The sequence below is a fragment of the Acidovorax sp. Leaf78 genome, from assembly GCF_001422735.1.
GTDB lineage: Bacteria > Pseudomonadota > Gammaproteobacteria > Burkholderiales > Burkholderiaceae_C > Acidovorax.
Genome location: NZ_LMLZ01000001.1, coordinates 609,071 through 635,472 on the forward strand (window position 1 = coordinate 609,071; position 26,402 = coordinate 635,472).

The 26,402-nt window shown below is 66.6% G+C and carries 23 protein-coding genes; 1 reads left to right on the forward strand and 22 read right to left on the reverse strand.

Going from position 1 to position 26,402, the window contains the following annotated elements; translation table 11 throughout:
* Positions 1 to 57: 57 nt before the first annotated feature.
* Genes ASF16_RS02680 through ASF16_RS02710 form a run of 7 tightly spaced genes read right to left on the reverse strand, consistent with a single transcriptional unit; the run spans position 58 to position 7,296 of the window.
* Positions 58 to 753: a bifunctional 2-polyprenyl-6-hydroxyphenol methylase/3-demethylubiquinol 3-O-methyltransferase UbiG gene (locus tag ASF16_RS02680; protein ID WP_056162177.1), complete on the reverse strand. Its 696-nt coding sequence runs from the start codon at positions 751 to 753 to the stop codon at positions 58 to 60.
* On the reverse strand, positions 750 to 1,784 hold the full coding sequence (locus ASF16_RS02685; RefSeq protein WP_056162620.1) for a glycosyltransferase family 2 protein: 1,035 nt from the start codon (positions 1,782 to 1,784) through the stop codon (positions 750 to 752). Before ASF16_RS02685 ends, ASF16_RS02680 begins: the two co-directional genes overlap by 4 nt.
* A 14-nt stretch (positions 1,785 to 1,798) precedes the next feature.
* Positions 1,799 to 2,881 (reverse strand): glycosyltransferase, encoded by a 1,083-nt coding sequence (locus tag ASF16_RS02690; RefSeq protein WP_235507232.1) that lies wholly within the window; start codon positions 2,879 to 2,881, stop codon positions 1,799 to 1,801.
* Positions 2,874 to 3,485, reverse strand: a complete 612-nt coding sequence (locus tag ASF16_RS02695) for an acyltransferase (protein ID WP_056162184.1) — start codon at positions 3,483 to 3,485, stop codon at positions 2,874 to 2,876. The genes ASF16_RS02690 and ASF16_RS02695 overlap by 8 nt, the downstream gene beginning before the upstream one ends.
* Positions 3,469 to 4,701 carry a lipopolysaccharide biosynthesis protein gene (locus ASF16_RS02700; protein WP_056162186.1) on the reverse strand — a complete coding sequence of 411 codons (1,233 nt, stop codon included), beginning with the start codon at positions 4,699 to 4,701 and terminating at the stop codon, positions 3,469 to 3,471. The genes ASF16_RS02695 and ASF16_RS02700 overlap by 17 nt, the downstream gene beginning before the upstream one ends.
* The gene (locus ASF16_RS02705) at positions 4,698 to 6,605 is read right to left on the reverse strand and encodes a nucleoside-diphosphate sugar epimerase/dehydratase (RefSeq protein ID WP_056162189.1); all 1,908 of its coding nucleotides are present in this window, start codon (positions 6,603 to 6,605) and stop codon (positions 4,698 to 4,700) included. Before ASF16_RS02705 ends, ASF16_RS02700 begins: the two co-directional genes overlap by 4 nt.
* A 49-nt stretch (positions 6,606 to 6,654) precedes the next feature.
* A complete protein-coding gene (locus tag ASF16_RS02710; protein ID WP_056162191.1) occupies positions 6,655 to 7,296 on the reverse strand; it encodes an LON peptidase substrate-binding domain-containing protein in 642 nt (213 codons plus the stop codon).
* Positions 7,297 to 7,679: 383 nt separating this feature from the next.
* On the opposite strand from ASF16_RS02710, the gene ASF16_RS02715 reads away from it, so the two are divergent.
* Positions 7,680 to 8,237, forward strand: coding sequence for a YggT family protein (locus tag ASF16_RS02715; RefSeq protein WP_056162192.1), 558 nt, complete (start codon positions 7,680 to 7,682; stop codon positions 8,235 to 8,237).
* Between the two features lie 156 nt (positions 8,238 to 8,393).
* Here ASF16_RS02715 and accD read toward each other — a convergent pair whose 3' ends face one another.
* The 15 genes from accD to grpE form a co-directional block, all read right to left on the reverse strand.
* Positions 8,394 to 9,266 carry an acetyl-CoA carboxylase, carboxyltransferase subunit beta gene (accD, locus tag ASF16_RS02720; protein WP_056162197.1) on the reverse strand — a complete coding sequence of 291 codons (873 nt, stop codon included), beginning with the start codon at positions 9,264 to 9,266 and terminating at the stop codon, positions 8,394 to 8,396.
* A 173-nt stretch (positions 9,267 to 9,439) separates the two neighbouring features.
* Positions 9,440 to 10,261 (reverse strand): tryptophan synthase subunit alpha, encoded by an 822-nt coding sequence (gene trpA, locus ASF16_RS02725; RefSeq protein WP_056162200.1) that lies wholly within the window; start codon positions 10,259 to 10,261, stop codon positions 9,440 to 9,442.
* Positions 10,258 to 11,535 (reverse strand): tryptophan synthase subunit beta, encoded by a 1,278-nt coding sequence (gene trpB, locus ASF16_RS02730; protein ID WP_056162203.1) that lies wholly within the window; start codon positions 11,533 to 11,535, stop codon positions 10,258 to 10,260. The genes trpA and trpB overlap by 4 nt, the downstream gene beginning before the upstream one ends.
* Positions 11,513 to 12,301, reverse strand: a complete 789-nt coding sequence (locus tag ASF16_RS02735; protein WP_082516697.1) for a phosphoribosylanthranilate isomerase — start codon at positions 12,299 to 12,301, stop codon at positions 11,513 to 11,515. The genes trpB and ASF16_RS02735 overlap by 23 nt, the downstream gene beginning before the upstream one ends.
* Complete coding sequence (gene truA, locus ASF16_RS02740; RefSeq protein WP_056162205.1) at positions 12,298 to 13,119, reverse strand: tRNA pseudouridine(38-40) synthase TruA; 822 nt, start codon at positions 13,117 to 13,119, stop codon at positions 12,298 to 12,300. Before truA ends, ASF16_RS02735 begins: the two co-directional genes overlap by 4 nt.
* A 52-nt stretch (positions 13,120 to 13,171) precedes the next feature.
* Positions 13,172 to 15,811, reverse strand: coding sequence for a FimV/HubP family polar landmark protein (locus ASF16_RS02745; protein WP_056162208.1), 2,640 nt, complete (start codon positions 15,809 to 15,811; stop codon positions 13,172 to 13,174).
* Between the two features lie 288 nt (positions 15,812 to 16,099).
* Entirely contained in the window at positions 16,100 to 17,257 is a 1,158-nt protein-coding gene (asd, locus tag ASF16_RS02750; RefSeq protein ID WP_056162211.1) for an aspartate-semialdehyde dehydrogenase, read from the reverse strand.
* A 380-nt stretch (positions 17,258 to 17,637) separates the two neighbouring features.
* Entirely contained in the window at positions 17,638 to 18,714 is a 1,077-nt protein-coding gene (gene leuB, locus ASF16_RS02755; protein WP_056162214.1) for a 3-isopropylmalate dehydrogenase, read from the reverse strand.
* A 76-nt stretch (positions 18,715 to 18,790) separates the two neighbouring features.
* The gene (gene leuD, locus ASF16_RS02760; protein WP_056162217.1) at positions 18,791 to 19,441 is read right to left on the reverse strand and encodes a 3-isopropylmalate dehydratase small subunit; all 651 of its coding nucleotides are present in this window, start codon (positions 19,439 to 19,441) and stop codon (positions 18,791 to 18,793) included.
* A gap of 10 nt (positions 19,442 to 19,451) precedes the next feature.
* Positions 19,452 to 19,580 carry an entericidin A/B family lipoprotein gene (locus ASF16_RS02765; RefSeq protein ID WP_056162220.1) on the reverse strand — a complete coding sequence of 43 codons (129 nt, stop codon included), beginning with the start codon at positions 19,578 to 19,580 and terminating at the stop codon, positions 19,452 to 19,454.
* A gap of 87 nt (positions 19,581 to 19,667) precedes the next feature.
* On the reverse strand, positions 19,668 to 21,089 hold the full coding sequence (gene leuC / locus ASF16_RS02770) for a 3-isopropylmalate dehydratase large subunit (RefSeq protein ID WP_056162223.1): 1,422 nt from the start codon (positions 21,087 to 21,089) through the stop codon (positions 19,668 to 19,670).
* Positions 21,090 to 21,122: 33 nt separating this feature from the next.
* Positions 21,123 to 22,079: a LysR family transcriptional regulator gene (locus ASF16_RS02775; protein WP_056162226.1), complete on the reverse strand. Its 957-nt coding sequence runs from the start codon at positions 22,077 to 22,079 to the stop codon at positions 21,123 to 21,125.
* A 210-nt stretch (positions 22,080 to 22,289) separates the two neighbouring features.
* Positions 22,290 to 23,435, reverse strand: coding sequence for a molecular chaperone DnaJ (dnaJ, locus tag ASF16_RS02780; protein ID WP_056162229.1), 1,146 nt, complete (start codon positions 23,433 to 23,435; stop codon positions 22,290 to 22,292).
* 84 nt (positions 23,436 to 23,519) lie between these two features.
* Complete coding sequence (dnaK, locus tag ASF16_RS02785) at positions 23,520 to 25,499, reverse strand: molecular chaperone DnaK (RefSeq protein WP_255354928.1); 1,980 nt, start codon at positions 25,497 to 25,499, stop codon at positions 23,520 to 23,522.
* Between the two features lie 59 nt (positions 25,500 to 25,558).
* Positions 25,559 to 26,119: a nucleotide exchange factor GrpE gene (grpE, locus tag ASF16_RS02790; RefSeq protein ID WP_056162235.1), complete on the reverse strand. Its 561-nt coding sequence runs from the start codon at positions 26,117 to 26,119 to the stop codon at positions 25,559 to 25,561.
* Between the last annotated feature and the right edge of the window lie 283 nt (positions 26,120 to 26,402).

Sequence of the window (26,402 nt, forward strand, 5' to 3'; positions counted from 1 at the left end):
GCAGCGCCCTGTGTGCGGCATGCGCGGGGCGACGGGTGTGTGCGGTAGTGTTCATCTTCAAGGTTTGGCCACCCAGGTCAGGCGGTGGGTGCGCAGCGGATGCAGCAGTTGCGATGCCGGTGCAATCATCCACGCCGGCAGCCGCCGCGCGATGGGAGGCGCCAGCGTCAACCGGTGCGATTGCAGTTGCGCCCCGCGGAACAGGGATTGCAGCTCCTGCAACGGGACACGCCGGACGTCGGGGTTGCGGGGATTGTCCACCACAAAGTCGTACACCAGCACGCCCCCGCCCGGTGCCACCCAGCGCCACAGGGTCTCCGCCATTTCGCGGCGGAAGGCAGCGTCGAGCAGTGAACTGAACAGCGTGAAGGCGAGCACCGCATCCTGGCTGGCGGGCGGCACATCGGCGCGGCACGCATCGCCCTCCAGCAGGGTGACCGAACCGGGCAGGAGGTCCCGCGCCAGTGCTGCACGCTCGGGCAGAAGTTCGATGCCGGTCAAGTGGCCCGGGGTGGCGCCCAGGCGGATGAGGTCCTGCAGATTGCCTCCGCTGCCGCAGCCGACTTCCAGCATGCGCCGGTTGCCCAGGTTCGTCCAGCCATGGCCTGCCCAAGCGCGCACGATGGCGCGCAGGCGCTCCTGCTGGGCCTGCAGCGCGGCCGCGTTGCCATACAGGCTGTAGCGGGCCTCGTCGGCGGCTGCATCGCGCCGCGCATAGCGGTCTTTGACGGCCTGGGGTTCGTGCATCGTCATCGGGTGATCCGTGCAAAGTCGGCCGACGGTGTGCGCGACCGCACGATGTCCCACAGGCCCCGCCAGGTTCCCAGGCCATAGCCCACGTGGAAGGTCGCAATGGCCGCGGGCAGGCGGGGCAGCAGGGTCCAATCGCCCGCTGCCTGGGCGGCCGCTGCCGACGCTGCCAGCAGATAGCCGCCATAAGCCAGCGACAGCGCTGCGAAAGGTAGCGCTGTCCAGGCTAGCAGCGCCGTGCTAGCCACGGCAGTTGCCACGAAAATCGCGGGAACGAGCTGGCGCAGGGCCCCCGGCTGGCCGTGCTTGCGCATGACGAAGGGGCGCCAGTAGCCGTACTGCCGCTGCTGCGAGAACAGGTGCCGCAGCGAGTTGCGCGGATGGTAGGTGGAGCGGATCAACCGGCTTTGCCATATGCGCGCACCGGCCAGCCGCAGCCGCAGGTTGTGCTCATCGTCCTGGTTGCGCACCAGGGCTTCGTCGAAGGGGCCGTAGCGTTCGAACACGCCGCGCGGCCAGCAGCCCAGGTAGACGGTATCCACCGCGCCTTCGAACTGCACGTCGCGCGACCGGGCGCCGCCCACCACCCACCGGCACTGGAAGGCTGCCGCCACCGCCGCGCCCGTGCGGCCGGTGCCGCGGGCCACCCACGGCCCGCCCACGTTGTCGGCGCCCGTGCGCGACAGGGCTGCTATGCACTGGGCGAGGTAGTCGGGCGCGAACTGGCTGTGCACGTCCAGGCGCGCAATGATGGCTCCGCGGGCCCGGGCGATGCAGGCGTTCAGGCCGGTGGAGACGATGCGCCCGGGGTTGTCCACCAGCACCAGCCGAGGGTCGCTGGCGCAGCGCTCCTGCAGCCGTTGCCGGGTGCCGTCGTCGCTGTCGCCGTCGGCCACGAGCACTTCCATGCGCCATCCCTCAGGCAGCACCTGGCTGATGGCCGAGTCGCAGAAGGCATCGATGTGCTGCCGCTCATTGCGGCAGGGCACGATGACGCTGATGAGCAGCGGGTTCAAATCACGGTTCTCTGGCATGTTCACGGGTACGTTCACTGTGCGCCTGCCAGTTGCTGGTAGAGCGCATGCATGCGGTTCATCTGGGCGGCACGGTCGCCATGTTGGGCGATGCGCGCCGCATTGTGCTCACCCACCTGGCGCGCTGTGTCGTCGTCGGTCACCAGCGTACGCAAGGTGCCCGCCAGCGCTGCGGCATCGCCCGCCGGCACCAGCCATTGCGCACCGAGCCAGTGCCGGTTGGCCTGCAGGTCGCTGGCAACCACGGCCAAGCCGCAGGCCATGCTCTCGAGCACGGCGACCGAGGTGGCGTCGCTGTCGGGCACCGAGATGGAGATCTTGCAATCACCCAGCACGCGCGCCATGCCCGCGTCGTCCAGCCGGCCATGCAGGTGCACGCACTGCTGCAGACCGGCGGCCTGCACCTGCTGGCGCAGGGCGGGCTCCAGGCTGCCGCCACCGAGCAGGTGCAGGTGCAGGTCGTGGTCCTGCAGCCCGGCACGCAGGCGGGCGAAGGCGTCGATGATGGTGGCAATGCGGTAGTTGGGCTCCCAGGCGCGCAGGCTGACCAGGTGCGTGGCGGGCTTGCTGTGCCAGGGCGTGGGGCGAAAGCGGTTCAGGTCCACGCCCCAGTGGATCTCTTCGGCGGGGCGGGCAGGGCCGAACTGTGCCACGGAATCCATCAGGCTGGCCGAGTCCCCGGTGATCAGGTCCGCGTGCCGCAGCGTCCAGCCCGTGAGCCAGCGCATCCACGGGCTTTTGAGCGGCGTGACCAGCAGGTCGGTGCCCCAGGCCGTCATCACCAGCGGATGTTTGCCGCAGCGCGCCGCAAGATACCCGTACGACGTGATGTAGTGCGCGTGCACGATGTCGGGCGCCAATTCCCGCACGTGGCGCCGCGTTTCGCGGACGCGAAAAAGCCAGTCGGTGGAGCGATGCACCGGCCGCAGCGTGCGGACCTCCACCCCGGGTACCTGCGCGGGCCGGGCTGTGATCAGCGATACGCGCCAGCCGCGCTGCAGCATCTCGCGCGCCCAGCGCTGGACGTGCGGGCTGGTGGCATCGCCGAGCAGGCACAGGTGCCGTGGCGTTCGCGTGGGCTGCGTCATCTCAGTCATGGGCGGTATGCGGACTGGCCGGCGAAAGCGGCCCTGCCCACGATTCATAGTGCGGCACCAGCTCGGGGAACTGCGCCAGCAACTGCGCGTCCAGCGCGCGGACATCGCCGACCTGTCGCGCGGGAGCTCCGGCCATGATGGCGAAGTCCGGCACCTCGCCGCGCACCTGCGCATAGGCGCACACCACCACCCCCTTGCCCAGGCGCGATCCCGCCTCGATCAGGCTGTGCGGGCCGACGAAGGTGTAGGCGCCGATCTGCACCGGGGCGCTGATGTAGCCAGGCTTGGCGGCGCCTTCGTGCGTGGCATAGCCCCGGCCCAGCAGGCGGATGGCGCGGTGGGAGCTGTGGGTCACTATGCTCACGAAGTTGGTGATCTGCACACCTTCGCCGATCTGCAGGCCGCCGGCGGCGTCGATGAAGTTGAACTGCCCGATGAACACATGGTCCGCCAGCTGCAGGCCCTCGGCGCCTTCGATGCAGGTGCTGGGCGCGATGCGCGTGTGCGCGAGCATGCGGCCTGCCGCATCACGCTCGCCGAACACCATGCGGTAGAAAAGTGCCTGCCAGAGGCTGCGACGCCAGCGGTTAAGCAGCGCTCTCATGGGGGATGTCCTTCCAGTTCGCCAGGGCCCAGAAATAGTAGCCAAAGTAGGCCAGCATGCTGGCAGAAATGCCCCATCCTGCGCCGGTAAGGCCGCCCAGGTACAGCCCGGGCACGAGGCCTGCAAAGAACAGGCATTGTCCGACGAGCGCCAGGCGCAGTGCCCAGGCCTGCGCCTTCCAGGCCATGGTCACCACTGCCAGTGGGGAGGCGATGAAATGCAGGGCGATGTAAGGCGCCATGGCGCGGGCGAGTTCGCCGGTCTGCGCCCATTGGTCGCCAAAGGCCAGGGTGAAGAGATACGGCCCCCCCACCAGCAGGGCAGCTGCGAGGGGCAACGCGATGGCCGCCAGCCCCAGCACCGCACGCCGCAAGGTGGTGCGCGCTTCAGCGCTGCCCGTGGCCTGAAGCAACCGCGGGTACAGGGTTTGCGACAAGGCCCCGCCCACCAGCGTGGCCGGCGCCTTGAGGTAGCGCAGCGCCAGAGCCCAGACGCCTGCCGCCGCGTCGCCGGTGAGGGCGGCCACCAGCACCAGGGTGAGGGTGTCCTGCAGCGCGCCCAGGAAGGCGTGGGGCGTGTTGAGCAGTGGAAAGTCCCGGTGCCGCCGGGCAGCCGCAGCCAAGGCAGCCCGCGGCCTGCGCCACAGCCCAGGCCAGCCGCCTGCAGGCGCCGGGCGCGCCAGCAGGCAGGCAGCGGCGAGCGCGGTGGTGGCTGCGCCCAGCATCAGTCCCAGCGGGCCCATCTTCAGCAAGCCGAGCAGCAGCTGCATGATGGCGCCGCCGCCTTGCTGAACCAGCCGGGCCAGTGCCAGCAGCCCGAACCTCTGCGCCCGCGTGGCCCACATCGTGAGCCACTGCACGGTGCCGCCCGCTGCCACGGCCAGCGGCAGGCTCCACGCCAATGGCATCCCTTGCCAAAAAGCCAGCAGTGCACCTGCCGCGGCGGATGCTGCCGTGACGGCCAGCAGGATGCGCGCACACAACCCCATCAGGTCCGCGGCGCCCTCGTCGCTGGTCTCCAGCGGCAGCGCAAACTCGTACCGCGCGCAGGCCACCACCGCGATGTTGGTGGACACCGCCCATAGCAGCGCAAATTGCCCGTAGGCCTCGGGGCTGTAGACGCGCGTGAGGGCAGGGCCCAGCAGCAGTGGAATGGCATGGGCCGCAACGCTGCCCGTGAGCAGAGTCAGCGTGCCGCGCACAAGCCCTGGCTTCATGGCGCTTCCGCGGCTTCGGGCTGGTAGCCCGGCACCAACTGCCGCAGCAGTGCGGTCATGGCGCCGTGGTCCCCCGCCTGGGCGGCCTGCCGCAAGGCCTGTAACGAGGCCTGCAGTTCGTCCCAGGGCCGGTACTCTTCGCGGGCCCGCAGGATGCGGGGGTGGGCCGTGGGCAGCGGGTTGTCGCCGATCAGCAGTTCTTCATACAACTTTTCACCGGGGCGCAGGCCGGTGAAAACGATCTCGATGTCGCCCGCCGGGTGCCGGGCGTCGCGCACCGTCAGGCCCGACAGCGCCACCATGCGCTGCGCCAGGTCCAGGATCTGCAGCGGCTCGCCCATGTCGAGCAAAAACACGTCGCCCCCTTCGGCCATCGCACCCGCTTGCAGCACCAACTGGGCGGCCTCGGCGATGGTCATGAAGTAGCGCGTGACTTCCGGATGGGTCACCGTGACGGGGCCCCCGGCAGCGATCTGTTTGCGAAACAGCGGGATCACGCTGCCGCTGGAGCCCAGCACGTTGCCAAAGCGCACCATCGAAAAGCGTGTGGTGCATTTCCAGGGGCTGTCCGCAGCATCGGCACCGAACGGTGCGCGCGGCGACGCGGCCACGGCCTGCAGCACCATCTCGGCCACCCGCTTGGTGGCGCCCATGATGTTGGTGGGCCGCACTGCCTTGTCGGTGGAAATCAGCACGAAATGGCTGGCACCGTGCTCCAGCGCCACCCCCACCATGGCCAGCGTGCCGAAGACATTGTTCAGAATGCCTTCGCCTGCGTTGGCCTCCACCATGGGCACGTGCTTGTACGCGGCGGCATGGTAGATGGACGCGGGCCGGTACTGGCGGCAGATGTCGGCCATGCGCTCCTGCTGTGTCACGTTGGCCAGCAGGGGGACCAACTCGCAAGTGTGTTCGCCCTGCTGCGCCAGCGCCTGCAGTTCGTGGTGGATGGTGTAGAGCGCGAATTCGCTGTGGTCCACCAGCAGCAATTGCCGGGGTTGCTCGCGCACGATCTGCCGGCACAGTTCGCTGCCGATGCTGCCGCCCGCCCCGGTGACCAGCACCACCGTGCCCTGCAGGTTCCGGCCGAGCAGGCCCGGGTCCGGGGCCACGGGCTCACGGCCCAGCAGGTCCTCGATCTCCAGCTCCTGGAAGTCGGTGACCGTGACGCGCCCGCTGGCCAGGTCCGACAGGCCCGGCAGGGTGCGGATGCGCACAGGCAGGTCCCGCATGCCTTCGATGATCTCGCGGCGGCGCTGGCGTGTGGTGCTGGGCAGTGCAAGCAGGACGTCGGTGATGTCGAGCCGGCGCACCACATCGGCGAGTGCACGCGGCGAGTGCACGCGAACGCCGTTGATGCTGCGGCCGATCTTGCTGGCGTCGTCGTCCACAAAGCCTTTGAGCAGGTACTGGCGCATATTGCCCAGGCCCGCTGCAGTCTGGGCCCCGGCGTTGCCGGCACCGTAGATCAGCAGGCGGTACGGCGCGTGGCGGCTGCGGCCCGCCAGGGCCAGCCAGCCCAGTGCGCGGCTGGCGCCCACCAGCAGCATGAACAGCAGCGGCTGCAGGATGCCGACGCTGCGGGGCACGCCCTCCCATTGCGCCGCGAGCAGGCAGGCCAGCAGCAGCGCGCCGTAGATGGCCACCGCCTTACCCGTGGTGATGAGCGCGGTGATGCCGGTGTAGCGGAAGATGGCGCGGTACAGCCCCAGCTTGGCGAAGATGGGAAACGCGAGCGCAGGGGCCAGTGCGTAGGCCAGCCACTGCATGCCCTGCGGCCAGTGGAAGGTGTCCAGCCGCAGCGTGAAGGCGAGCCACATGGCTGCCAGGCCCAGGCACACGTCCATGACCACGACCACCAGGCGCTTGGCTGCGCGCGACCAGCCCAGGATGCGGTTCAGCATGGCCTTGGGAACCGTCGGTGTGGGCGGACGGCGGATGCCTCGCTGCCCATCATTGCGTGGGTGCAATGCCGGTGCGCTCCAGCACGTCGCCGACCAGCTCCAGCCGAACCAGCGGGTTGTCCAGCTCCATCAATCGCTGCTTGAGTTCCAGGGGCACGGGCAGCAGTTCGCACCAGCGGTTGGCCACCCAGCCGCAATCGTCGAGCTGCTCTGCCGTGGGGACGATGGACGTGGGCGCATCGGGGTCGCGCTGCTGCAGGGTGTGAAGCACCTGGGCCAGGGCGGTCGAGGCTTTCTGCAAATCGGGCGGAATGGGCACGGCCATGTCCTGGTCGAGGTGGTCCACATCGGCGATCCACAGGCCGTGCGGCAACAGGCTGCGCTGCGTGATGCGAAAGCGCTGGCTGCCGCGGCACACCAATGTGATCAGCCCCGGCTGCGGGGTGTCGATCTGCTCGATGACGGCTAGGGTGCCAACGTCGTTGAACTGCTCGTCCGGTGCGCCGGCCTGCCGCACCTCGCGCCCCTGGGTGAGCGACACCACGCCGAACGGCGCACCCGCCTGCTGGCATTTGCGCACCATGTCGAGGTAGCGCACCTCGAACACGCGCAGGGCCAGCACGCCGCCGGGAAACAGCACGGAGCCAAGCGGAAACAAGGGCAGCGATGACAGTGTGAGAGGCTGGGTCATGAATCGGAGATGACGAAGGGCAGCATGTTCATGTCGGTTTCCAAAAACGCCAGCAGGCGCTGCGGGTTGCCCACGGGCCCCGGTGGTTGTCAGGACGTCAGGCTTTGGCGGCTGGCTGGGCCACCCGCCTGCCTGTCGACCTGTCATCAGGGCAGGGGGGGAGGCTCGCAGCCGCTGCGTGGGCAACATCGCATCGTGCAACCGCCTCGTTGCCCGCCGACGCAAGCATGACCCAACGTTCGCACTTCACCGCGCAAAACCCGGGCTGCACAGGCAGGCGGGCCGGGCGATCCTTGGAAACCGATGGGGGAACACCCTACGTCGCTATCATCCCATGACACAGCGTCCTTTCAGCGCCACCCACCTGTTTTTGTCTCATCCCCATGCTCTTTCAGATCGCATCCTTCCTGCTCGACGTTATCGGTGGCCTGCTCACGGGGGCGTGCCTGCTGCGGCTGTACATGCAGTGGCAGCGCATTCCGTTCGCTAACCCCGTGGGTGGACTGATCTTTGCCCTCACGGACTGGCTCATCCTGCCGCTGCGCAAGGTGATTCCACCGGTGGGACGGCTGGATGTGTCGAGCCTGGTGGCCGCGGTGCTACTGCAGCTCACGCAGTACTTCCTGCTCGCCCTGCTGCTGGGCGCCATTGGGGCCGCTTCGGCGTGGGCCTGGCTGCCGTGGCTCGCGCTGTTCGGGCTGGCCCGTGTGGCGGTGTCGGGGCTGATCGGCCTGCTGATCGTCTACGCGGTGATGTCGTGGGTGCAGGCGCGCTCGCCGCTGTCGGATGTCATCGCCCGGCTGTGCGAGCCGGTGCTGCGGCCGTTTCGCCGCATCATCCCGCTGGTGGGCGGCATCGACCTGTCGCCCCTGGTGGTGCTGGTGCTGCTGCAGGTGGTGATGATCGTCCTGGGCCATCTGCAGGCCATTGTCATGCGTTGACCATGCGCTGAACAGCAAAAAATACCCATAAAAAAGGCCTCTACCGCTTGTTCGGTGAGGCCTTATTGCTATCAAAAATATAGTTATATTGCTGCGAACCGACGGCGCAGCCGTGCATCACGCCGTTGCTGGCACTACATCAGCACCGCATCAGCATCACATGACAGCGTCGGCCGGCAGGCGCTGCAGCATGGCCAGGCTGCTGGCCACGGTGTTGCGCAGCTCGCGGCGGTCGCAGATGAAATCGACGGCACCCTTGGTCTGCAGGAACTCGGCGCGCTGGAAGCCCTCGGGCAGGGTCACGCGCACGGTGGATTCGATCACGCGGGGGCCAGCAAAGCCGATCAGCGCCTTGGGCTCGGCGATCACGATGTCGCCCACGAAGGCGAAGCCGGCGCTCACGCCGCCCATGGTCGGGTCGGTCAGCACGCTGATGTAGGGCAGGCCCTTCTTGGCCAAGCGGGTCAGCGCTGCATTGGTCTTGGCCATCTGCATCAGGGACAGCAGGCCTTCCTGCATGCGCGCACCGCCGGTGGCGGTAAAGCAGATGAAGGGCACCTTCTGCTCGATGGCGGTTTCCACGCCGCGCACAAAGCGCTCACCGACCACGGAGCCCATGGAGCCGCCCATGAAGTCGAACTCGAAGCAAGCGACCACCACGTTGATGCTTTTGACCGCGCCACCGATGACGATGAGGGCATCGGTCTCGCCGGTGTTCTCCAGGGCCTCTTTCAGGCGCTCGGGGTACTTGCGGCTGTCTTTGAACTTGAGGGCGTCCACAGGCAGTACTTCCTGGCCGATCTCGTAGCGGCCTTCGGCGTCGAGGAACGAATTGAGACGCGGGCGGGCGCCGATGCGGTGGTGGTGGCTGCAGTGGGGGCAGACGTTCTGGTTTTGTTCCAGGTCGGACTTGTAGAGCACCGTCTCGCAGCTCGGGCACTTGATCCACAGGCCTTCGGGCACCTGGCGGCGCTCGGTGGGGTCGGTTTGCTGGATCTTGGAGGGCAGAAGTTTTTCGAGCCAGGACATGGTTTTCCTCTGTGTGAATGGGCCAGTGGCGGCACGGCCTTGAAACTGGCGCGGCCTAAAGGCCAGGGCTCCCGCGCAAGGGCCGCCCCGCCGCGCAGGGAGCGTCCCCCTTCCCGCGCAAAGCGCGAGAGAAGGGGGAAGCGGCAAAGCCGCTCAGGGGGATGCTCTTTATTTTACGCGTCTAGCGCCTTGCGGATGCCGCGCAGGAAGTCGATGGTCAGGGGCACCACCTTGGCGTGCTCCTGGTCTTCGATCAGCTGGATGATGCGGCTGCCGATGACCACCGCGTCCGCCACCTTGCCGATGGCCTGGGCCGTGGCTGCGTCGCGGATGCCGAAACCCACGCCGACAGGGATGTGCACATGCTCGCGGATGCGGGGCAGCATCTGCTCCACGGCCGCGGTATCAAGCGCGCCGGAGCCGGTCACGCCCTTGAGCGACACGTAGTACACATAGCCGCTGGCCACGCGCGCCACCTGGGCCATGCGCTCGTCCGTGCTGGTGGGGGCCAGCAGGAAGATCAGGTCCATGCCGTGGGCACGCAGGTCGGCCGCGAAGGCTTCGCATTCCTCGGGCGGGTAGTCGACGATGAGCACGCCGTCCACGCCGGCTTCGGCGGCATCGCGCACGAAGGCGCTCTCTCCGCCCGCCTGGCTGTGCACCTGGTCGTAGCGTTCCACCGGGTTGGCGTAGCCCATGAGCACCACGGGCGTGGTGGTGTTGCGCTTGCGGAACTCGCGCACATGGTCGAGCACTTGCACCATGCCCACACCCAGGCCCAGCGCCTTTTCGCCAGCCTTCTGGATCACGGGGCCGTCGGCCATAGGGTCGGAGAAGGGCACGCCCAGCTCGATCACGTCGGCACCAGCCTCCACCATGCCGTGCATGAGGGCAGGCGTGATGTCGGCAAAGGGGAAGCCTGCGGTGACGTACGGGATCAGCGCCTTGCGGCCCTGGGCTTTCAGCTGTTCAAAGGTGGTCTGGATGCGGCTCATGGCTTGGCGTCTCCTGGGGCGCCCTTGACGGTCAGGCCGCGCATGGAAGGGCGGTCGTAGAAATCTTCACCCGACAGGTCAGCCACGGTGCCGATGTCCTTGTCGCCCCGGCCCGAGAGATTGACCAGGATGGCCTGGTCTGGCCGCATGGTCGGCGCGAGCTTGAGGGCATAGGCGAAGGCGTGGCTCGATTCCAGCGCCGGGATGATGCCTTCGGTGCGGCACATGTGGTGGAAGGCCGAGAGCGCTTCGTGGTCGGTGATGCCCACATATTCGGCACGCCCGATTTCTTGCAACCAGGCGTGCTCAGGGCCGACGCCGGGGTAGTCCAGGCCCGCGCTGATGCTGTGCGTCTCGGTGATCTGGCCGTTGGCATCCTGCAGGATGAAGGTGCGGTTGCCATGCAGCACACCCGAGCTGCCGCGCTGCAGCGATGCCGAATGCTTGCCGCTGTCCAGGCCCTCGCCCGCCGCCTCCACGCCGATCAGGCGCGTCTTGTCGAACGGGATGTAGGGGTGGAAGATGCCCATGGCGTTGCTGCCGCCGCCCACGCAGGCGATCACGGCATCGGGCTGCTCGGCGGCGATCTTCTGCTCGGCCAGCATGGCGGGCATCTGCTCGATGGATTCCTTGCCGATCACGCTCTGGAAGTCGCGCACCATCATCGGATAGGGGTGCGGGCCCGCCACCGTGCCGATGATGTAGAACGTGTTGTCCACGTTGGCCACCCAGTCGCGCATGGCTTCGTTCAAGGCGTCCTTGAGCGTCTTGCTGCCGGACTCGACTGGCACCACGGTGGCACCCAGGAGCTTCATGCGAAAGACGTTGGGGCTTTGGCGCTTGACGTCTTCGCTGCCCATGTAGACCACGCATTCGAGGCCGTAGCGCGCGCAGATGGTGGCCGTGGCCACGCCGTGCTGGCCCGCGCCGGTTTCGGCGATCACGCGGGGCTTGCCCATGCGGCGCGCCAGCATGGCCTGGCCGATCACGTTGTTGATCTTGTGGGCGCCGGTGTGGTTGAGGTCTTCGCGCTTGAGATAAATCTGCGCGCCGCCCAGCTCGCGGCTGGTGCGGGCGGCGTGGTAGACCGGCGAGGGGCGGCCCACGAAGTGCTTGAGCTCGTATTCGAATTCGGCGAGGAAGTCGGGGTCGTTCTGGTAGCGGGCGTAGGCCTCGCGCAGTTCCTTGATGGCGTGGGTCAGTGTTTCGCTGACGAAGCTGCCGCCGTAGGAGCCGAAATGGCCTGAAGCATCAGGTTGCTGATAGGAATTCATGAGGGTTCTTTGCAAGTTGGGCATCGGCCGCGCGCACGGCGGCGATGAACCGTTGGATCTTTCCGGCGTCCTTGATGCCCTTCAGGGGCTTGCCATCGGGGCTGTTTGGATCCGTGGCCTCGACGCCGGAGCTGACATCAACCGCCAGCGTGTGGCAACGCGGGCGTACTTGCAAAATGCCATCGGTCACGTTTGCAGGCGTGAGTCCACCAGACAAAACGAGGTGAGAGCTGACGCTTGGTGGAAGGAGTGACCAATTGAATGCCTTGCCGCTGCCGCCGTATCCGTCGACATGGGCGTCGAGCAGGATGGCTTGGGCGTGAGAGTAATCGTGGGCGTATTTTACGAGGTCGAAGCGGGCCGCCCCGTCACCCAGGGGAATCCGCGCTGCCCGCAGGTAGGGGCGCGCGCCCTGGCCGGTGGCTGCCAGGCAGTCCTCGGGCGTCTCGTCGCCATGAAACTGGATGGTAGCGCCCGCTATCAGGGCGCTGGCAGCTATCACATTAGTAGCAGTCTCGTTGACGAACAGCAGTACCGGCGTCACAAAGGGCGGCAGGCGGCGGGCCAGCTGGGCCGCGCGCTCCGGGGTGACCGCGCGCGGACTGGGGGCATACAGCACGAAACCGACGGCGTCGGCCCCGGCCGCCACGGCCGCATCCACATCCTGCTCGCGCGTCAGCCCGCAGATCTTGATGCGGGTGCGGGCGGCGGGCTGCGCCGGCTCAGGATGGGCTTCCTGCGAGAGGGGCGAGTGTGATGTCGTCATGGCAGCCAATCATACGCAGCCGTGCGCTGGGGCAGGCCCCATTCGGCGTCGTAGAGCGGGCCCTGGAAGTACAGACCGTCTGGAGAAAACGTCGGGGCGGCGGCATCGCGCGACCGCGCTGCCAGTACCTGTCCGATCCAGTCCGCAGGCTGGTTGCCTTGGCCGATGGCGACCAGGCAGCCCATGATGTTGCGGATCATGTGGTGCAAAAACGCGTTGGCTTCGAACTCGAAACGCCAGTAGCAGGAGCTCCAGCCCAGCTCCGGGTGGGGCTCGCCCAACCCGCGGCGCGAGATGTCGATGCGCTGCAGCGTCTTGACGGGCGACTTGGCCTGGCAGGCCGAGGCGCGGAACGAGGTGAAGTCGTGCTCGCCGAGCAACTGGTCTGCCGCCTGCCGCATGGCGTCGTGGTCGAGCGGGTGGTACACCCAGCCCACGCGCCCCGCGTCCACGCTGGGGCGCACCGGCGACTGCAGCAGCACGTAGGCATACCGCCGGGCCACGGCGCTGCCGCGGGCGTGAAACCGGTCTGGCACCGGCTGGGCCCACTGCACCGCAATGTCTGGGGGAAGGAAGGTGTTGGTGCCGCGCACCCACGACGAGGCTGCGCGGTCGAGCCCGGTGTCAAAGTGCACCACCTGCATCAGCCCGTGGACACCGGCATCGGTGCGGCCTGCGCACAGCGTGCTGACGGGGTGCGTGGCAAAGCGGCCCAAAGCCGCTTCGAGTTTGTCTTGAATGGTGTTGCCAGACAGCTGGCTTTGCCAGCCGCTGTACGCCTGGCCGTTGTAGCTGACCCCCAGTGCCACCCGTGTCATGGGGCGGCCTGGGTGAGGGGGAAGGACGCCGTGCGGAGAAAACCCGGCCGCATCAGCCCAGTTCGGCCAGCATGCGCTGGGCGCGGGTCTTGAGGGCGCCGCTGGATTCGGCCACCACTTCTTCGATCAGCGTGCGGGCGCCGTCCGTGTCGCCAATGGCGTTGAACTCTTCGGCCAATGCCAGCTTGGTGGCCAGCGGGTCGTCCTGGGCGCTGGCGAAATCGTCCAGCGACGCAGGAGCGGGCACGACGGCCTTGGGCGCTGGCGCGGCCATGGGGGTGGAGGGCGCATTCAGGTCCAGCGACAGATCGCCGAGATCGAACTCCATGGGACCGGAGTCCTGTGCCTGGGCCGACAGCGGGATGGGGCCGGAAGGCGCCATCGACAGGTCGTCCACGCTCGGGAAGTCCAGGTTGGCGCTGGGAGGCGCTGCCGTCATGGGGCTGGGCGCCGTGTCGGGAGAGTTCCATGCCGGCGCAGTGGCGGACGGCAGGTCTGGCATGTCCAGACCCGAGCGCAGCGTCGAAGGCTCTTCGGCGGCAGGGGCCGCACGGCCAGCAGATGCTGCCGCAGCCGCTGCGGCGAAGCCGCCGGGCGCTGCAGGTGCTGCCGACGGTGCATCGGTCAACGCATCGTCGGGCAAGTCCAGGTCAAGGTCCAGATCCAGGTCTGGAGGCAGCGCTGCAGTGGCTGCCGCTGCGGTGCTGCCCGTGAAGGTGCTCGGGAAGCCGCCGGGTGGCAGCGATGGCGATTCGTCTTCGGCCAGGCCGGGGCGGCCGCCGGGCTGGTACAGGCGGTTGTCGGGGTCCAGGTCGCGGCCCAGTTCGGCAATGCGGGCCCAGTCAGGACCCTCGCCCTGCGTGAGCTTGAACACGTCGCCCGCCACGGCTTCCAGGGCCTTGCGGTCCTGGCGCTTGGCGTAGATCTCGCCCAGCTTCACGTGCACCGACACGCGGGCCGGGTTGTGGCGAATGGCTTCCTTGAGGATTTCCTCGGCCTGCAGGTCGCGGCCATAGGCCAGGTACACATCGGCTTCGGCCACAGGGTCCACATCGCCGCCGGCATCGAGCTGGCTGGGCGAGTAGGCCATGGACGAGCCCGTGGTCATTTCGCTGTTGGCGGTATCGACACGCTGTCCACCGCTGGCGCCGAAGAACGAGTCGGGCTGGATGCGGCTTTCGAGGAAGGAGCTGTCCACACCGTTGTTCTGGCGGCGGCGCTGCACCACGCGGTAGGCGCCATAGCCCAGCAGCAGTGCCAGCAGGCCTCCAGCGGCCAATGGCAGGATCGGGTCGTCCATGAGGCCCGAGAGGAAGCTCGATTCCTCTGCGGGAGCAGGTGCCGGAACAGGCACAGGGGTGCGTACGGGCGCCGATGCCGGTGCCGAGGCGGGCTCGGACGCTGCCTCTGCGGGCGTGGCGGCATCGCCAGGTGCACTGGCCGGCGCGGCGGTATCGACCGGGGCCGATGCCGTGGTTTCTGGCGCTGCAGGCGCTGTGGGTGTGGCGGGCACTGCCGGGGTTTGCACAGCCACGGCCGCGGGGGCACTGGCTGCCGCAGCTGGTGCTGCCGCAGCGGGCGTGGCGGAGCTGCCAGCGGGTGCCGAGGCGGCGCCCAGTTTGTTCAGGTCCGTGATGTTCTTGGAGAGCTCGGCCATCCGCGTGGCGGCTTCGCTGGCCTGCTTGTCCTTGGCGACTTGGTCTTCTGCCGCCTTCTGGCCCTTGACGGAGCCCTTGGACAGCGTGAGCTTGTCGGGGGCGGCCGTTGCAGGCTTCTTGTCTTCGACCCGTGTCTGCACGGAGCCCGATGCCGAGCGCTCGGCTGCGGCGACGGCGGTGGAAGGCGCGGCGCCCGCCAGCTTGCGGCGGAAGTCGTTGAAGTCGCGGGCCTGGGCGGCCAGGATCTGGCGGGCTTCAGGGGCCGGCGTGGCCTGTGCGGCGCTTTCGCTCGGCATCTGCAGCACGGCGCCTGCCCGCAGGCGATTGACGTTGCCCTGGATGAAGGCATCAGGGTTGGCGCGCATCATGGCGACCAGCATCTGGTCGAGTGATACGCCCGAAGGACGGTAAGCATTGGCAAGGCGGCCGGCGGTATCGCCAGACTGCACCGTGACGCCGTCTGCCGGAGCGGTGCGGGGCGCTGCCGCGGGGCGTGGGGCTGGCGGTGCAGCTGCCGTGGAAGGCTCGGTCACACGGGGAGTGACCGGCGCGCGCACTGCGGGTGCGCTCTGGGCGGCCGGGGCGGAAATCTGGGGCGATGCCGTCACCGACGGCGCGGGGCGGCGCATCGCTGGCGGATCGAACAGCATGGTGTAGCTGCGCACGATGCGGCCAGAGCCCCAGTTGGCGTCCAGCACCAAATCCAGGAAAGGCTCGTTCACCGCGCGGTCGCTCGACAGGCGAAGGACGGCGGTGCCGTCGGGGCGGCGCTGCAGCTGGATCTGCAGGTTGTTCATGGACTGCGTGTATTCCATGCCCTGGGCGCGGAACACATCGGGAGACGCCGTGGTGGCGCGCAGCGATTCGGCTTCGGCCGGGGTGATCTGGGGCAGGTCGATTTCGGCGCGAAGAGGCTCGCCCAAGGCAGACTGCACAGTGATGCGCCCCAGCGCCAAAGCGGATGCGTCCGTGGCATAAAAGCCAGCCGACGCCACGGCCGCGGCCGCCAGGACAGAGAATTTCCAACGATGCATGTTTGCCAACAACTGATGAGGATTTTTTGCGGCTCGGACGAGCGATGCTTTTTTTGTCATGGTCTGGTCCCGCCCCGGCGCGTGAAAATATGTAAAAAGCACCATAGCATCAATGTTTTGCACTGACAAGCTGAGGTGGCGCGGAAGCTTTGGCAGGCCTGCATGCGCACCAAGTTGGGGCGTCTAGTTGTTGCCAATTGCCAACGTGGCGTAACTGAGTGTGTCCAGATGTCGGCATAAAAAAAGCGCGCTCAGCTGGGGGCTGGGCGCGCTTTTCAAGGGGGCGGATCAGGCTTCGAGCAGGATGCGCAGCATGCGGCGCAGCGGCTCGGCAGCACCCCACAGCAACTGGTCGCCGATGGTGAAGGCGCCCACATATTCGGGGCCCATCGCCAGCTTGCGGATGCGGCCCACAGGGATGGTCATGGTGCCGGTCACGGCCACGGGGGTCAGGTCCTTGATGGTGGCTTCGCGGGTGTTCGGGACCACCTTGGCCCACTCGTTGTCGGCGGCGATCATGGCTTCGATGTCAGCCAGGGGCACGTCCTTCTTGAGCTTGAAGGTCAGTGCCTGGCTGTGGCAGCGCATGGCACCCACACGCACGCAGAAACCGTCGACCGGCACCGCGGCGGATTGGAAACCTTCGCCCTGGCCCAGGATCTTGTTGGTCTCGGCCATGCCCTTCCATTCTTCCTTGGACATGCCCCAGGCGGGATCGTCCTGGCTCTTGCCCAGGCCCAGGTCCTTGTCGATCCAGGGGATCAGGCTGCCGCCCAGGGGCACGCCGAAGTTGGCGGTTTCGGCGCCGGTCAGGGCGCGTTGCTTGGCGATGACCTTGCGGTCGATCTCCAGGATAGCGCTCTTGGGGTCGTCCAGCAGCGAGCGCACTTCGGCGTTCAGCGTGCCGTACTGCGTGAGCAGTTCGCGCATGTGCTGGGCACCGCCGCCCGATGCCGCCTGGTAGGTCTGGGTGCTCATCCATTCCACCAGGCCCGCCTTGTACAGCGCGCCCACGCCCATCAGCATGCAGCTCACGGTGCAGTTGCCGCCGATCCAGTCCTTGCCGCCGTGGGCCAGGGCATTCTGGATGACCGGCATGTTGACCGGGTCGAGCACGATGACCGCGTTCTTCTCCATGCGCAAGGAGGATGCGGCGTCGATCCAGTGGCCGTTCCAGCCGGCCGCGCGCAGCTTGGGGTAGACCTCGTTGGTGTAGTCGCCGCCCTGGGCGGTGATGATGATCTCGCAGCGCTTCAAGGCCTCGATGTTGAACGCGTCCTGCAGGGCAGTCTCGTTCCTGGCCTGGGCAGGGGCCTTGCCGCCTGCGTTCGAGGTGGAGAAGAACAGGGGTTCGATCAGATCGAAGTCCTTCTCTTGCTGCATGCGGTCCATCAGGACCGAGCCGACCATGCCACGCCAGCCGACCAACCCTACCAACTTGCTCATTTCAACGCCCCTTTCAGTGTAAGAAACAGTGCCCGACCGGGACTGACCTTTGCCCCGGCTCGTCTGGGCCAGGGAGGGCGCACGACGATACCGGAGCTGGGTCAGCCCGTAATGGTCGTGGTTTTGGTGGTGATTGCGCGCACAGCCACGCCTGCCAGGGCGGCAGTAGCGGTGTTCAGGTCGAACGGGCGGGCGGCAAACATGGGCGAGATTGTACCGGATCGCATCTGAATACCGCATTTTTACGCCCGAACCGCTGTATTTCAGTGCTGCCCGATGCTTTTGGGCGACAGCTGAATATGCGGCACCCATAAAAAAGCGCCGCGGTGCGGCGCTTTCTCGGGGTGAGGTCGGGGCGGCGGCGGGCCGTGCCCGTCGGCTTATTGCGCCGACAGCGCCTTCACCACGGCGTCGCCCATTTGCGACGTACCCACCTTGGTGGTGCCTTCGCTGTAGATGTCCGGCGTGCGCAGGCCTTGCTCCAGCACCTTTTGCACGGCGGCTTCGATGCGCTTGGCGGATTCATCCTGGTTCAGCGAGAAGCGCAGCATCATCGCGGCCGACAAAATGGTGGCCAGCGGGTTGGCCACGCCCTTGCCCGCGATGTCGGGGGCGCTGCCGTGGCTAGGTTCGTACAGGCCCTGGTTGCTGCTGTTCAGGCTGGCCGACGGCAGCATGCCGATGGAGCCCGTCAGCATCGAGGCTTCGTCCGACAGGATGTCGCCGAACATGTTGCCGGTCACGATCACGTCGAAGGCCTTGGGCTTCTTCACCAGCTGCATGGCGGCGTTGTCCACATACATGTGCTCCAGCTCCACGTCCTGGTAGTCCTTGTGCACGTCGATGACCACGTCCTTCCAGAACTGGAAGGTCTCCAGCACGTTGGCCTTGTCCACGCTGGTGACCTTCTTGCCGCGCTTGCGGGCCGCCTCGAAGGCCACGCGGGCGATGCGTTCGATCTCGGGGCGCGAGTAGCGCATGGTGTCGAAGGCTTCTTCGGCACCGGGGAAGTGGCCGTCCACCGCCGTGCGGCGGCCGCGGGGCTGGCCGAAGTAGATGTCACCCGTCAGCTCGCGGATGATGAGGATGTCGAGGCCGGCAATCAGCTCGGGCTTGAGGCTCGATGCGTCCACCAGTTGCTCGTAGCAGATGGCCGGGCGGAAGTTGGCGAACAGGCCCAGGTTCTTGCGCAGGCCCAGGATGGCTTGCTCGGGGCGCAGGGGGCGGTCGAGCTTGTCGTACTTCCAGTCGCCCACAGCGCCGAACAGGATCGCATCGGAGTCCTTGGCCAGCTTCAGGGTGGCTTCGGGCAGCGGGTGGCCGTGGGCCTCGTACGCGGCGCCGCCGACCAGGGCGGATTCCATCTCGAAATTCAGGTCCAGCACTTCCAGGACCTTGACGGCCTCGGCGACGATCTCGGTACCAATGCCGTCACCCGGCAACACTGCGATTTTCATTATTTGCTTCTCTTTTGATAGCGGCTAGCGCTTGTCCATCAAGCGGTAGCCGTTGTTTTTGCCAAAAACCGGGTGTTCAGGACACCATCGAATGCGCCAGCCAGGGCTTGGCCGCCAGCCGCTCGGCCTCGAAGGCCTTGATCTTGTCGGACTTGCGCAAGGTGAGGCCGATGTCGTCAAAGCCGTTGAGCAGGCAGTACTTGCGAAAGGCGACGACGTCGAACGGGATCTCTTCGCCCTGGGGGCGCACCACGACCTGGCGTTCCAGGTCGATGGTGAGCTGGTAGCCGGGGAAGGCGGCCACTTCGTCGAACAACTGGGCCACGGTGGCCTCGGGCAGCACGATGGGCAAGAGGCCGTTCTTGAAGCAGTTGTTGAAGAAGATGTCGGCAAAGCTCGGTGCAATGACCGCACGGAAGCCGAATTGGTCCAGCGCCCAGGGCGCATGTTCGCGGCTGGAGCCGCAGCCGAAGTTCTTGCGGGCGATGAGCACGCTGGCGCCCTTGTAGCGCGGCAGGTTCAGCACGAAGTCGGGGTTGGGCTTGCGGGCGGACTCGGGGATGCCGGGCTCGCCCTTGTCCAGGTAGCGCCACTCGTCGAACAGATTGGGGCCGAAGCCCGTCTTCTTGATCGACTTGAGGAACTGCTTGGGGATGATCGCGTCGGTGTCGACGTTCTCGCGGTCCATGGGGGCGACGAGGCCCTTGTGCACGGTGAATTTCTGCATGGTGGAGTGCTTATTTGTTGGCAGCGCGCTCGAGCGCGCCACCGGCCCGTTGGACGTCCTGGCCCACGCCCTTGACGGTGTTGCAGCCCGCCAGCAGGAAGGCCAGCGAGAGGGCGATGAATGCGGCGATCTTTGTCATGGCAAGGCTCCTTCAGGCAATGGAGAGGTCAACGGACGGTGTGGAACAAAAGGTGGATGAAAGGCGAATAGGGCGGCCAGCCAGCGCTCAGGAGAACTGGCGCACATCCACGAAGTGGCCGTGCACGGCAGCGGCGGCGGCCATCGCGGGGCTCACCAGGTGCGTGCGGCCGCCGGCGCCCTGGCGCCCTTCGAAGTTGCGGTTGCTGGTGGAGGCGCAACGCTCGCCGGGCTCCAGCCGGTCGGCGTTCATGGCCAGGCACATCGAGCAGCCGGGTTCGCGCCACTCGAAGCCCGCGGCCTTGAAGATCTGGTCCAGGCCTTCGCGCTCGGCCTGCTCCTTGACCAGGCCGGAGCCGGGCACCACCATGGCCAGCTTCACGTTGCTGGCGACCTTGCGGCCCAGGTTCTTCACCACGGCGGCGGCTTCGCGCATGTCTTCGATGCGGCTGTTGGTGCACGAGCCGATGAACACCTTGTCGATGGTGATGTCGTTGATCTGCTTGCCGGGCGCCAGACCCATGTAGGTGAGCGCACGCTCGATGGCGCCGCGCTTGTTGGCGTCCTTTTCCTTGTCGGGATCGGGCACGCGGGCGTCGATGCCCAGCACCATCTCGGGCGAGGTGCCCCAGGTCACCTGCGGCTGGATCTCGGCGGCGTTGAGCTTGACCACGGTGTCGAACTGCGCGTCCGCGTCGGAGTGCAGCGTCTTCCAGTAGGCCACGGCCTGGTCCCATTCCACGCCGGTGGGCGACAGGGGGCGGCCCTTCACGTAGTCGATGGTCTTGTCGTCCACGGCGACCAGGCCCGCGCGCGCGCCGCCTTCGATGGCCATGTTGCACACGGTCATGCGGCCCTCCATGCTCAGGCTGCGGATGGCAGCGCCTGCAAACTCGATGGTATAGCCCGTGCCGCCGGCCGTGCCGATCTTGCCGATGATGGCCAGCACGATGTCCTTGGCGGTCACGCCCTTGCCCAGGGTGCCGTCGACCTGGACCAGCATGTTCTTGGCCTTCTTGGCCAGCAGCGTCTGCGTGGCCATGACGTGCTCGACCTCGCTGGTACCGATGCCATGGGCCAGCGCGCCGAAGGCGCCATGGGTGCTGGTGTGGCTGTCGCCGCACACCACCGTCATGCCCGGCAGCGTGGCGCCGTTTTCAGGGCCGATCACGTGGACGATGCCCTGGCGTTTGTGCATGAACGGGAAGAACGCCGCCGGCGTGATCTGCGCCATGTTGTCGTTCAGCGTGGTGATCTGCTCTTTGCTGATGGGATCGGTGATGCCGTCGTAGCCTTGGTCCCAGCCCGTGGTGGGTGTGTTGTGGTCGGCCGTGCCCACGATGGAGCTCATGCGCCAGACCTTGCGGCCCGCCTCGCGCAGGCCTTCGAAGGCCTGGGGGCTGGTGACTTCGTGCACCAGATGGCGGTCGATGTAGAGCACGGAGGTGCCGTCCTCTTCGGTGTGGACGACGTGTTCGTCCCAGATCTTGTCGTACAGCGTGCGTCCCATGGGTGGCTCTTTTCTTTCGGTGGGGGTTTGATTTTAGTGGCGGTGCTCTGGCGTGTCGGCAGCCGCCTCGCGCGGAGACAGATGCTCTGCCAGCAGGCGGGCGGTGACGGGCAGGGCGTCGAAGTCGCGGGCCACCACGCGCAGTTCGCGGTGCGCCCAAGCGTCCGACAAGGGGACGGCGACCAGGCGGCCCACGCCGCGCATCAGCTCGAAGGCCCGGTCGGGCAGCAGGCCTACGCCCAGGCCGTTGTCGATCATGCGGCACATGGCGTCCAGGCCGGTCACCTGGATGCGCTGGCGCAGCGGCCGGCCAGCCGCGGCAGCCGCCGAGCGCATGGCCAGGCTGATGCTGCTGTTGGCGTGCAGGCCCACGATGTCCCAGTCGAGGACTTCTTCAAAATTGATAGCTGCTTGCGCCGACAGGGCGTGCCCTGCAGGCATGACGAGCACCAAGCGGTCCGCGCGGTAGGGGCGGCTTTGCAGATCTGTGGCGCCGTTGCTGCCGGCCATGTTCACGTTGCAGATGCCCAGGTCGGCCGCGCCTTCCTGCACGGCGTGCAGCACGTCGGTGCTCAGGTGCTCCTGCAGGTCGATCTTGATCTGGCTGTGCTCGCGGGCAAAGGCGCCCAGGTCTTCGGGCAGGAACTGGAAGATGGCCGAGATGTTGGCGTGCATGCGGACATGGCCGCGGACGCCGTCGGCGTATTCGCTGAGCTCGCCCTGCATGCGCTCCAAGCCGAAGAGCACCGTGCGCGCGTGGTGCAGCAGGCTTTCGCCCGCGGGCGTCAGGGTCACGCCGCGGCTGTGGCGGTACAGCAGCGCGGTGTCGACGGCGGTTTCCAGGTCCGACAGGCGCTTGCTCACGGCCGACGCTGCAATGAACTCCCGCTCGGCAGCGCGGCCGATGCTGCCCAGCTCGCACACCGCCACAAACAGCTGCAGCGAAGTCAGGTCAATGCGGCGCGCAAAACTGCGCTCGGAGCTTTTCATCGGGTGTGGGGGTCTTGTGCTTCTCGTTTGGAGAAGGCGTTGCGGTATTTTCTTCTAAATGAACCCGTGTTGTCATCGCGTACCGCGATGTCGTCCATCGCGTGTGCGGTCTTCTCGGGGTGCGCGGGCCGTAAAAAAACCGCACGGGCCTTGCAGGCGCCGTGCGGTTTTTTTTGAGGGGGGTGGGTACCCGTTGGGTACCTTGCCCGATCAGCTGAAGAAGTTCTTCAGCTTGTCCGTCCAGCTTTCGCCGCTAGGCGAATGGCGGCCGCCACCTTTCTTGAGCGAGTCTTCCAGCTCCCGCAGCAGCTTGCGCTGGTGCTCGGTCAGCTTGACGGGCGTCTCGACCGCGATGTGGCAGTACAGGTCGCCCGGGTAGCTGGCGCGCACACCCTTGATGCCCTTGCCTCGCAAGCGGAACTGCTTGCCGGCCTGGGTGCCTTCGGGGATGTCGATGGCCGCCTTGCCTTGCAGCGTGGGCACTTCGATCTCGCCACCCAGGGCTGCGGTGATGAAGCTCACCGGCACCTGGCAGTGCAGGTCATCGCCGTCGCGCTCGAAGATGTCGTGCTTCTTCAGGCGGATCTCGATGTACAGGTCGCCCGGTGGGCCGCCGTTGGTGCCCGGCTCGCCGTTGCCGGTGCTGCGGATGCGCATGCCGTCGTCGATGCCCGCAGGAATCTTCACTTCCAGCGTCTTTTGCTTCTTGATCTTGCCCTGGCCATGGCACGTCGTGCACGGCTCGGGAATGATCTTGCCCGTGCCGCGGCAGTGCGGGCAGGTCTGCTGCACGCTGAAGAAGCCCTGGCGCATCTGCACCGTGCCGGAGCCTTGGCAGGTGCCGCAGGTCTTGGCGGTGGTGCCGGGCTTGGCGCCGCTGCCGTGGCAGGTGTCGCAGCTGTCCCACGAGGGGATGCGGATCTGCGCGTCCTTGCCGCGGGCGGCTTCTTCCAGGGTGACTTCCATGGCGTAGCTGAGGTCATTGCCCCGATACACCTGGCGGCCACCCGCGCCACGTCCGCGCCCGCCCTGCTGGCCGAACATGTCGCCGAAGATGTCGCCGAACGCCTCGGCAAAGCCGCCGAAGCCCTCGGCCCCTGCACCGCCGGGGCCGCGCATGTTGGGGTCCACGCCGGCATGGCCGTACTGGTCGTAGGCGGCCCGCTTCTGCGGGTCGGAGAGCATCTCGTAGGCCTCCTTGGCCTCCTTGAACTTCTCTTCGGCAGGCTTGGCGGCATCCCCCTGGTTGCGGTCAGGGTGGTGCTTCATCGCCAGCTTGCGATAAGCCTTCTTGATCTCTTCATCCGACGCGTTCTTGGGAACGCCCAGGATTTCGTAAAAGTCTCTTTTGGACATGGTCTTTCTGAGCCCGGTTGGAACAGGAACGCCGCGCAGCTCCCTGGGAGCATTGCGCGGCGGCTCGGGTCAACGGGGGCGTGCTCAGCCCTTCTTGACTTCCTTCACCTCGGCATCGACCACGTTGTCGTCGTCCGCAGGCTTGGACGACGAGGCCGAGGCACCGCCACTGGTGGCGTCTGCACCGCCTGCTGCGCCCTGGCCGGCTTGCGCAGCCTGCGATTCGGCGTACATCTTCTCGCCCAGCTTCTGGCTGGCGGCCATCAGCGCGGTGGTCTTCTCGTCGATGGCAGCCTTGTCTTCGCCCTTCAAGACTTCTTCCAGGGCCTTCACGGCGGCCGTGATCGCGTCCTTCTCACCCGCATCGAGCTTGTCCCCATGCTCGGTCAGGCTCTTGTTGACGCTGTGCACAGCTGCTTCGCCCTGGTTGCGGGCCTGCACCAGCTCGAGCTTCTTCTTGTCGTCGGCGGCGTTGAGCTCGGCGTCCTTCACCATCTGCTGGATTTCTTCTTCCGACAGGCCGGAGTTGGCCTTGATGGTGATCTTGTTTTCCTTGCCGGTGCCCTTGTCCTTGGCGCCGACGTGCAGGATGCCGTTGGCGTCGATGTCGAACGACACTTCGATCTGCGGAATGCCGCGCGCTGCCGGTGGAATGCCTTCCAGGTTGAACTCGCCCAAGAGCTTGTTGCCCGCCGCCATTTCACGCTCGCCCTGGTAGACCTTGATGGTCACTGCAGGCTGGTTGTCGTCCGCGGTCGAATACGTCTGCGCAAACTTGGTCGGAATGGTGGTGTTCTTCTGGATCATCTTGGTCATGACGCCACCCAGGGTTTCAATACCCAGGGAAAGCGGGGTCACGTCCAGCAGCAGCACGTCCTTGCGGTCGCCCGACAGCACCTGGCCTTGAATGGCGGCGCCCACGGCCACGGCTTCGTCAGGGTTCACGTCCTTGCGGGGTTCCTTGCCGAAGAATTCCTTAACCTTTTCCTGCACCTTGGGCATACGGGTCATGCCGCCGACCAGGATCACGTCATGGATGTCGGACACGGACACGCCGGCGTCCTTGATGGCCATGCGGCAAGGAGCGATGGTGCGCTCGATCAGCTCATCCACCAGCGACTCCAGCTTGGCGCGGGTCAGCTTGATGTTCAAGTGCTTAGGGCCCGACGCATCGGCAGTCACGTAAGGCAGGTTGATGTCGGTCGAGGCCGAGTTCGACAGCTCGATCTTGGCCTTCTCGGCCGCTTCCTTCAGGCGCTGCAGGGCCAGAACGTCGTTCTTGAGGTTGACGCCCGATTCCTTCTTGAACTCTTCGATGATGAAATCGATGATGCGCTGGTCGAAGTCTTCGCCGCCCAGGAATGTGTCGCCGTTGGTCGACAGCACTTCGAACTGCTTTTCGCCGTCCACGTCCGCGATCTCGATGATGGACACGTCGAACGTGCCGCCACCCAGGTCATACACGGCGATCTTGCGGTCGCCCTTTTCCTGCTTGTCCAGGCCGAAGGCCAGGGCAGCAGCGGTGGGCTCGTTGATGATGCGCTTGACGTCCAGGCCCGCAATGCGGCCGGCGTCCTTGGTGGCCTGGCGCTGTGCGTCGTTGAAGTACGCAGGCACGGTGATGACGGCTTCCGTCACGGGCTCGCCCAGGTAGTCCTCGGCCGTCTTCTTCATCTTGCGCAGGATGTCGGCAGACACCTGCTGGGCCGACAGCTTGTTGCCGCGCACTTCGATCCAGGCGTCGCCGTTGTCGGCGGCCACGATCTTGTAGGGCATCAGGTCGATGTCCTTTTGCACTTCTTTTTCGGTGAACTTGCGGCCGATCAGGCGCTTCACGGCGTACAGCGTGTTCTTGGGGTTCGTCACGGCCTGGCGCTTGGCCGAGGCGCCGACGAGGATCTCGCCGTCTTCCTGATACGCCACGATGGACGGGGTGGTGCGAGCGCCTTCGCTGTTCTCGATCACGCGGGTCGTGTTGCCCTCCATGATGGAAACGCAGCTGTTCGTGGTGCCCAGGTCAATGCCGATGATTCTTCCCATGATTTTTCTCCGTGATGCTTGAATGGTTTGGATGGCTAGTAACTTGTGGATAACTTGGCTGGCTTCAAGCCGTTATCCACCATTTATTTGGGGGCGGCGACGGTGACGAGGGCAGGGCGCAGCACGCGCTCGGCGATCACATAGCCCTTTTGCAGCACGGCGACCACCGTGTTGGCTTCTTGTGTGGAATCGGCAGGTGCAGGCACCATGCTGATGGCCTGGTGCTGGTGCGGATCGAACTTGGCGCCTGCAGCGGGGTTGATGGCCAGGACCTTGTTGCGCTCCAGAGCCGACGTCAGCTGGCGCAGCGTGGCATCGGCGCCTTCGCGCAACTGCTGGGGCGTGGCTTCCTTGATGCCCAGGGCGGCGTCCAGGCTGTCGGCCACGGGCAGCAGGCTCTCGGCAAAGCTCTCGATGCCGAACTTGCGGGCCTTGGAGACTTCGTCCTCGGCGCGGCGGCGGGCGTTTTCAGCCTCTGCCTTGGCGCGCAGGAACTGGTCGGCCAGTTCGGCGCTCTTGGCCTTGAGCTCGGCCAGCTCGCCCTGCAGCCGCGCCAGCTCGTCGGAGGCGTGGGCAGCCATGGCGGCTTCAACTTCTTCGGGGGCGGCGGCGCTCTGTGGGGTGGGTTGGCTGGTGTCTGACATGTCTTGGTCTGAAGGTGAATAAACAGTGAAACAGTGAATACGCGCGGGATGTGGGGACGTGCCCCCTGCATTTCAAGGTGCGGCGCAGGGGCTTATGGCCGCCTCCCCGGGGACGGCGCGTTTTGCTGTAGGGCATGTCGTCCCGCCTGGCGAATTTGCAAGGCCCCCAGGCAATTTGGGTGCCACATTTCGGGGTTTTGCCGGGGCCGGAACAGCCGTGAGTGTACAAGCGGCGCAGGGCGGGCTATAATTGCCGGCTTTGCCTTGCCACACCGCTTCTAGA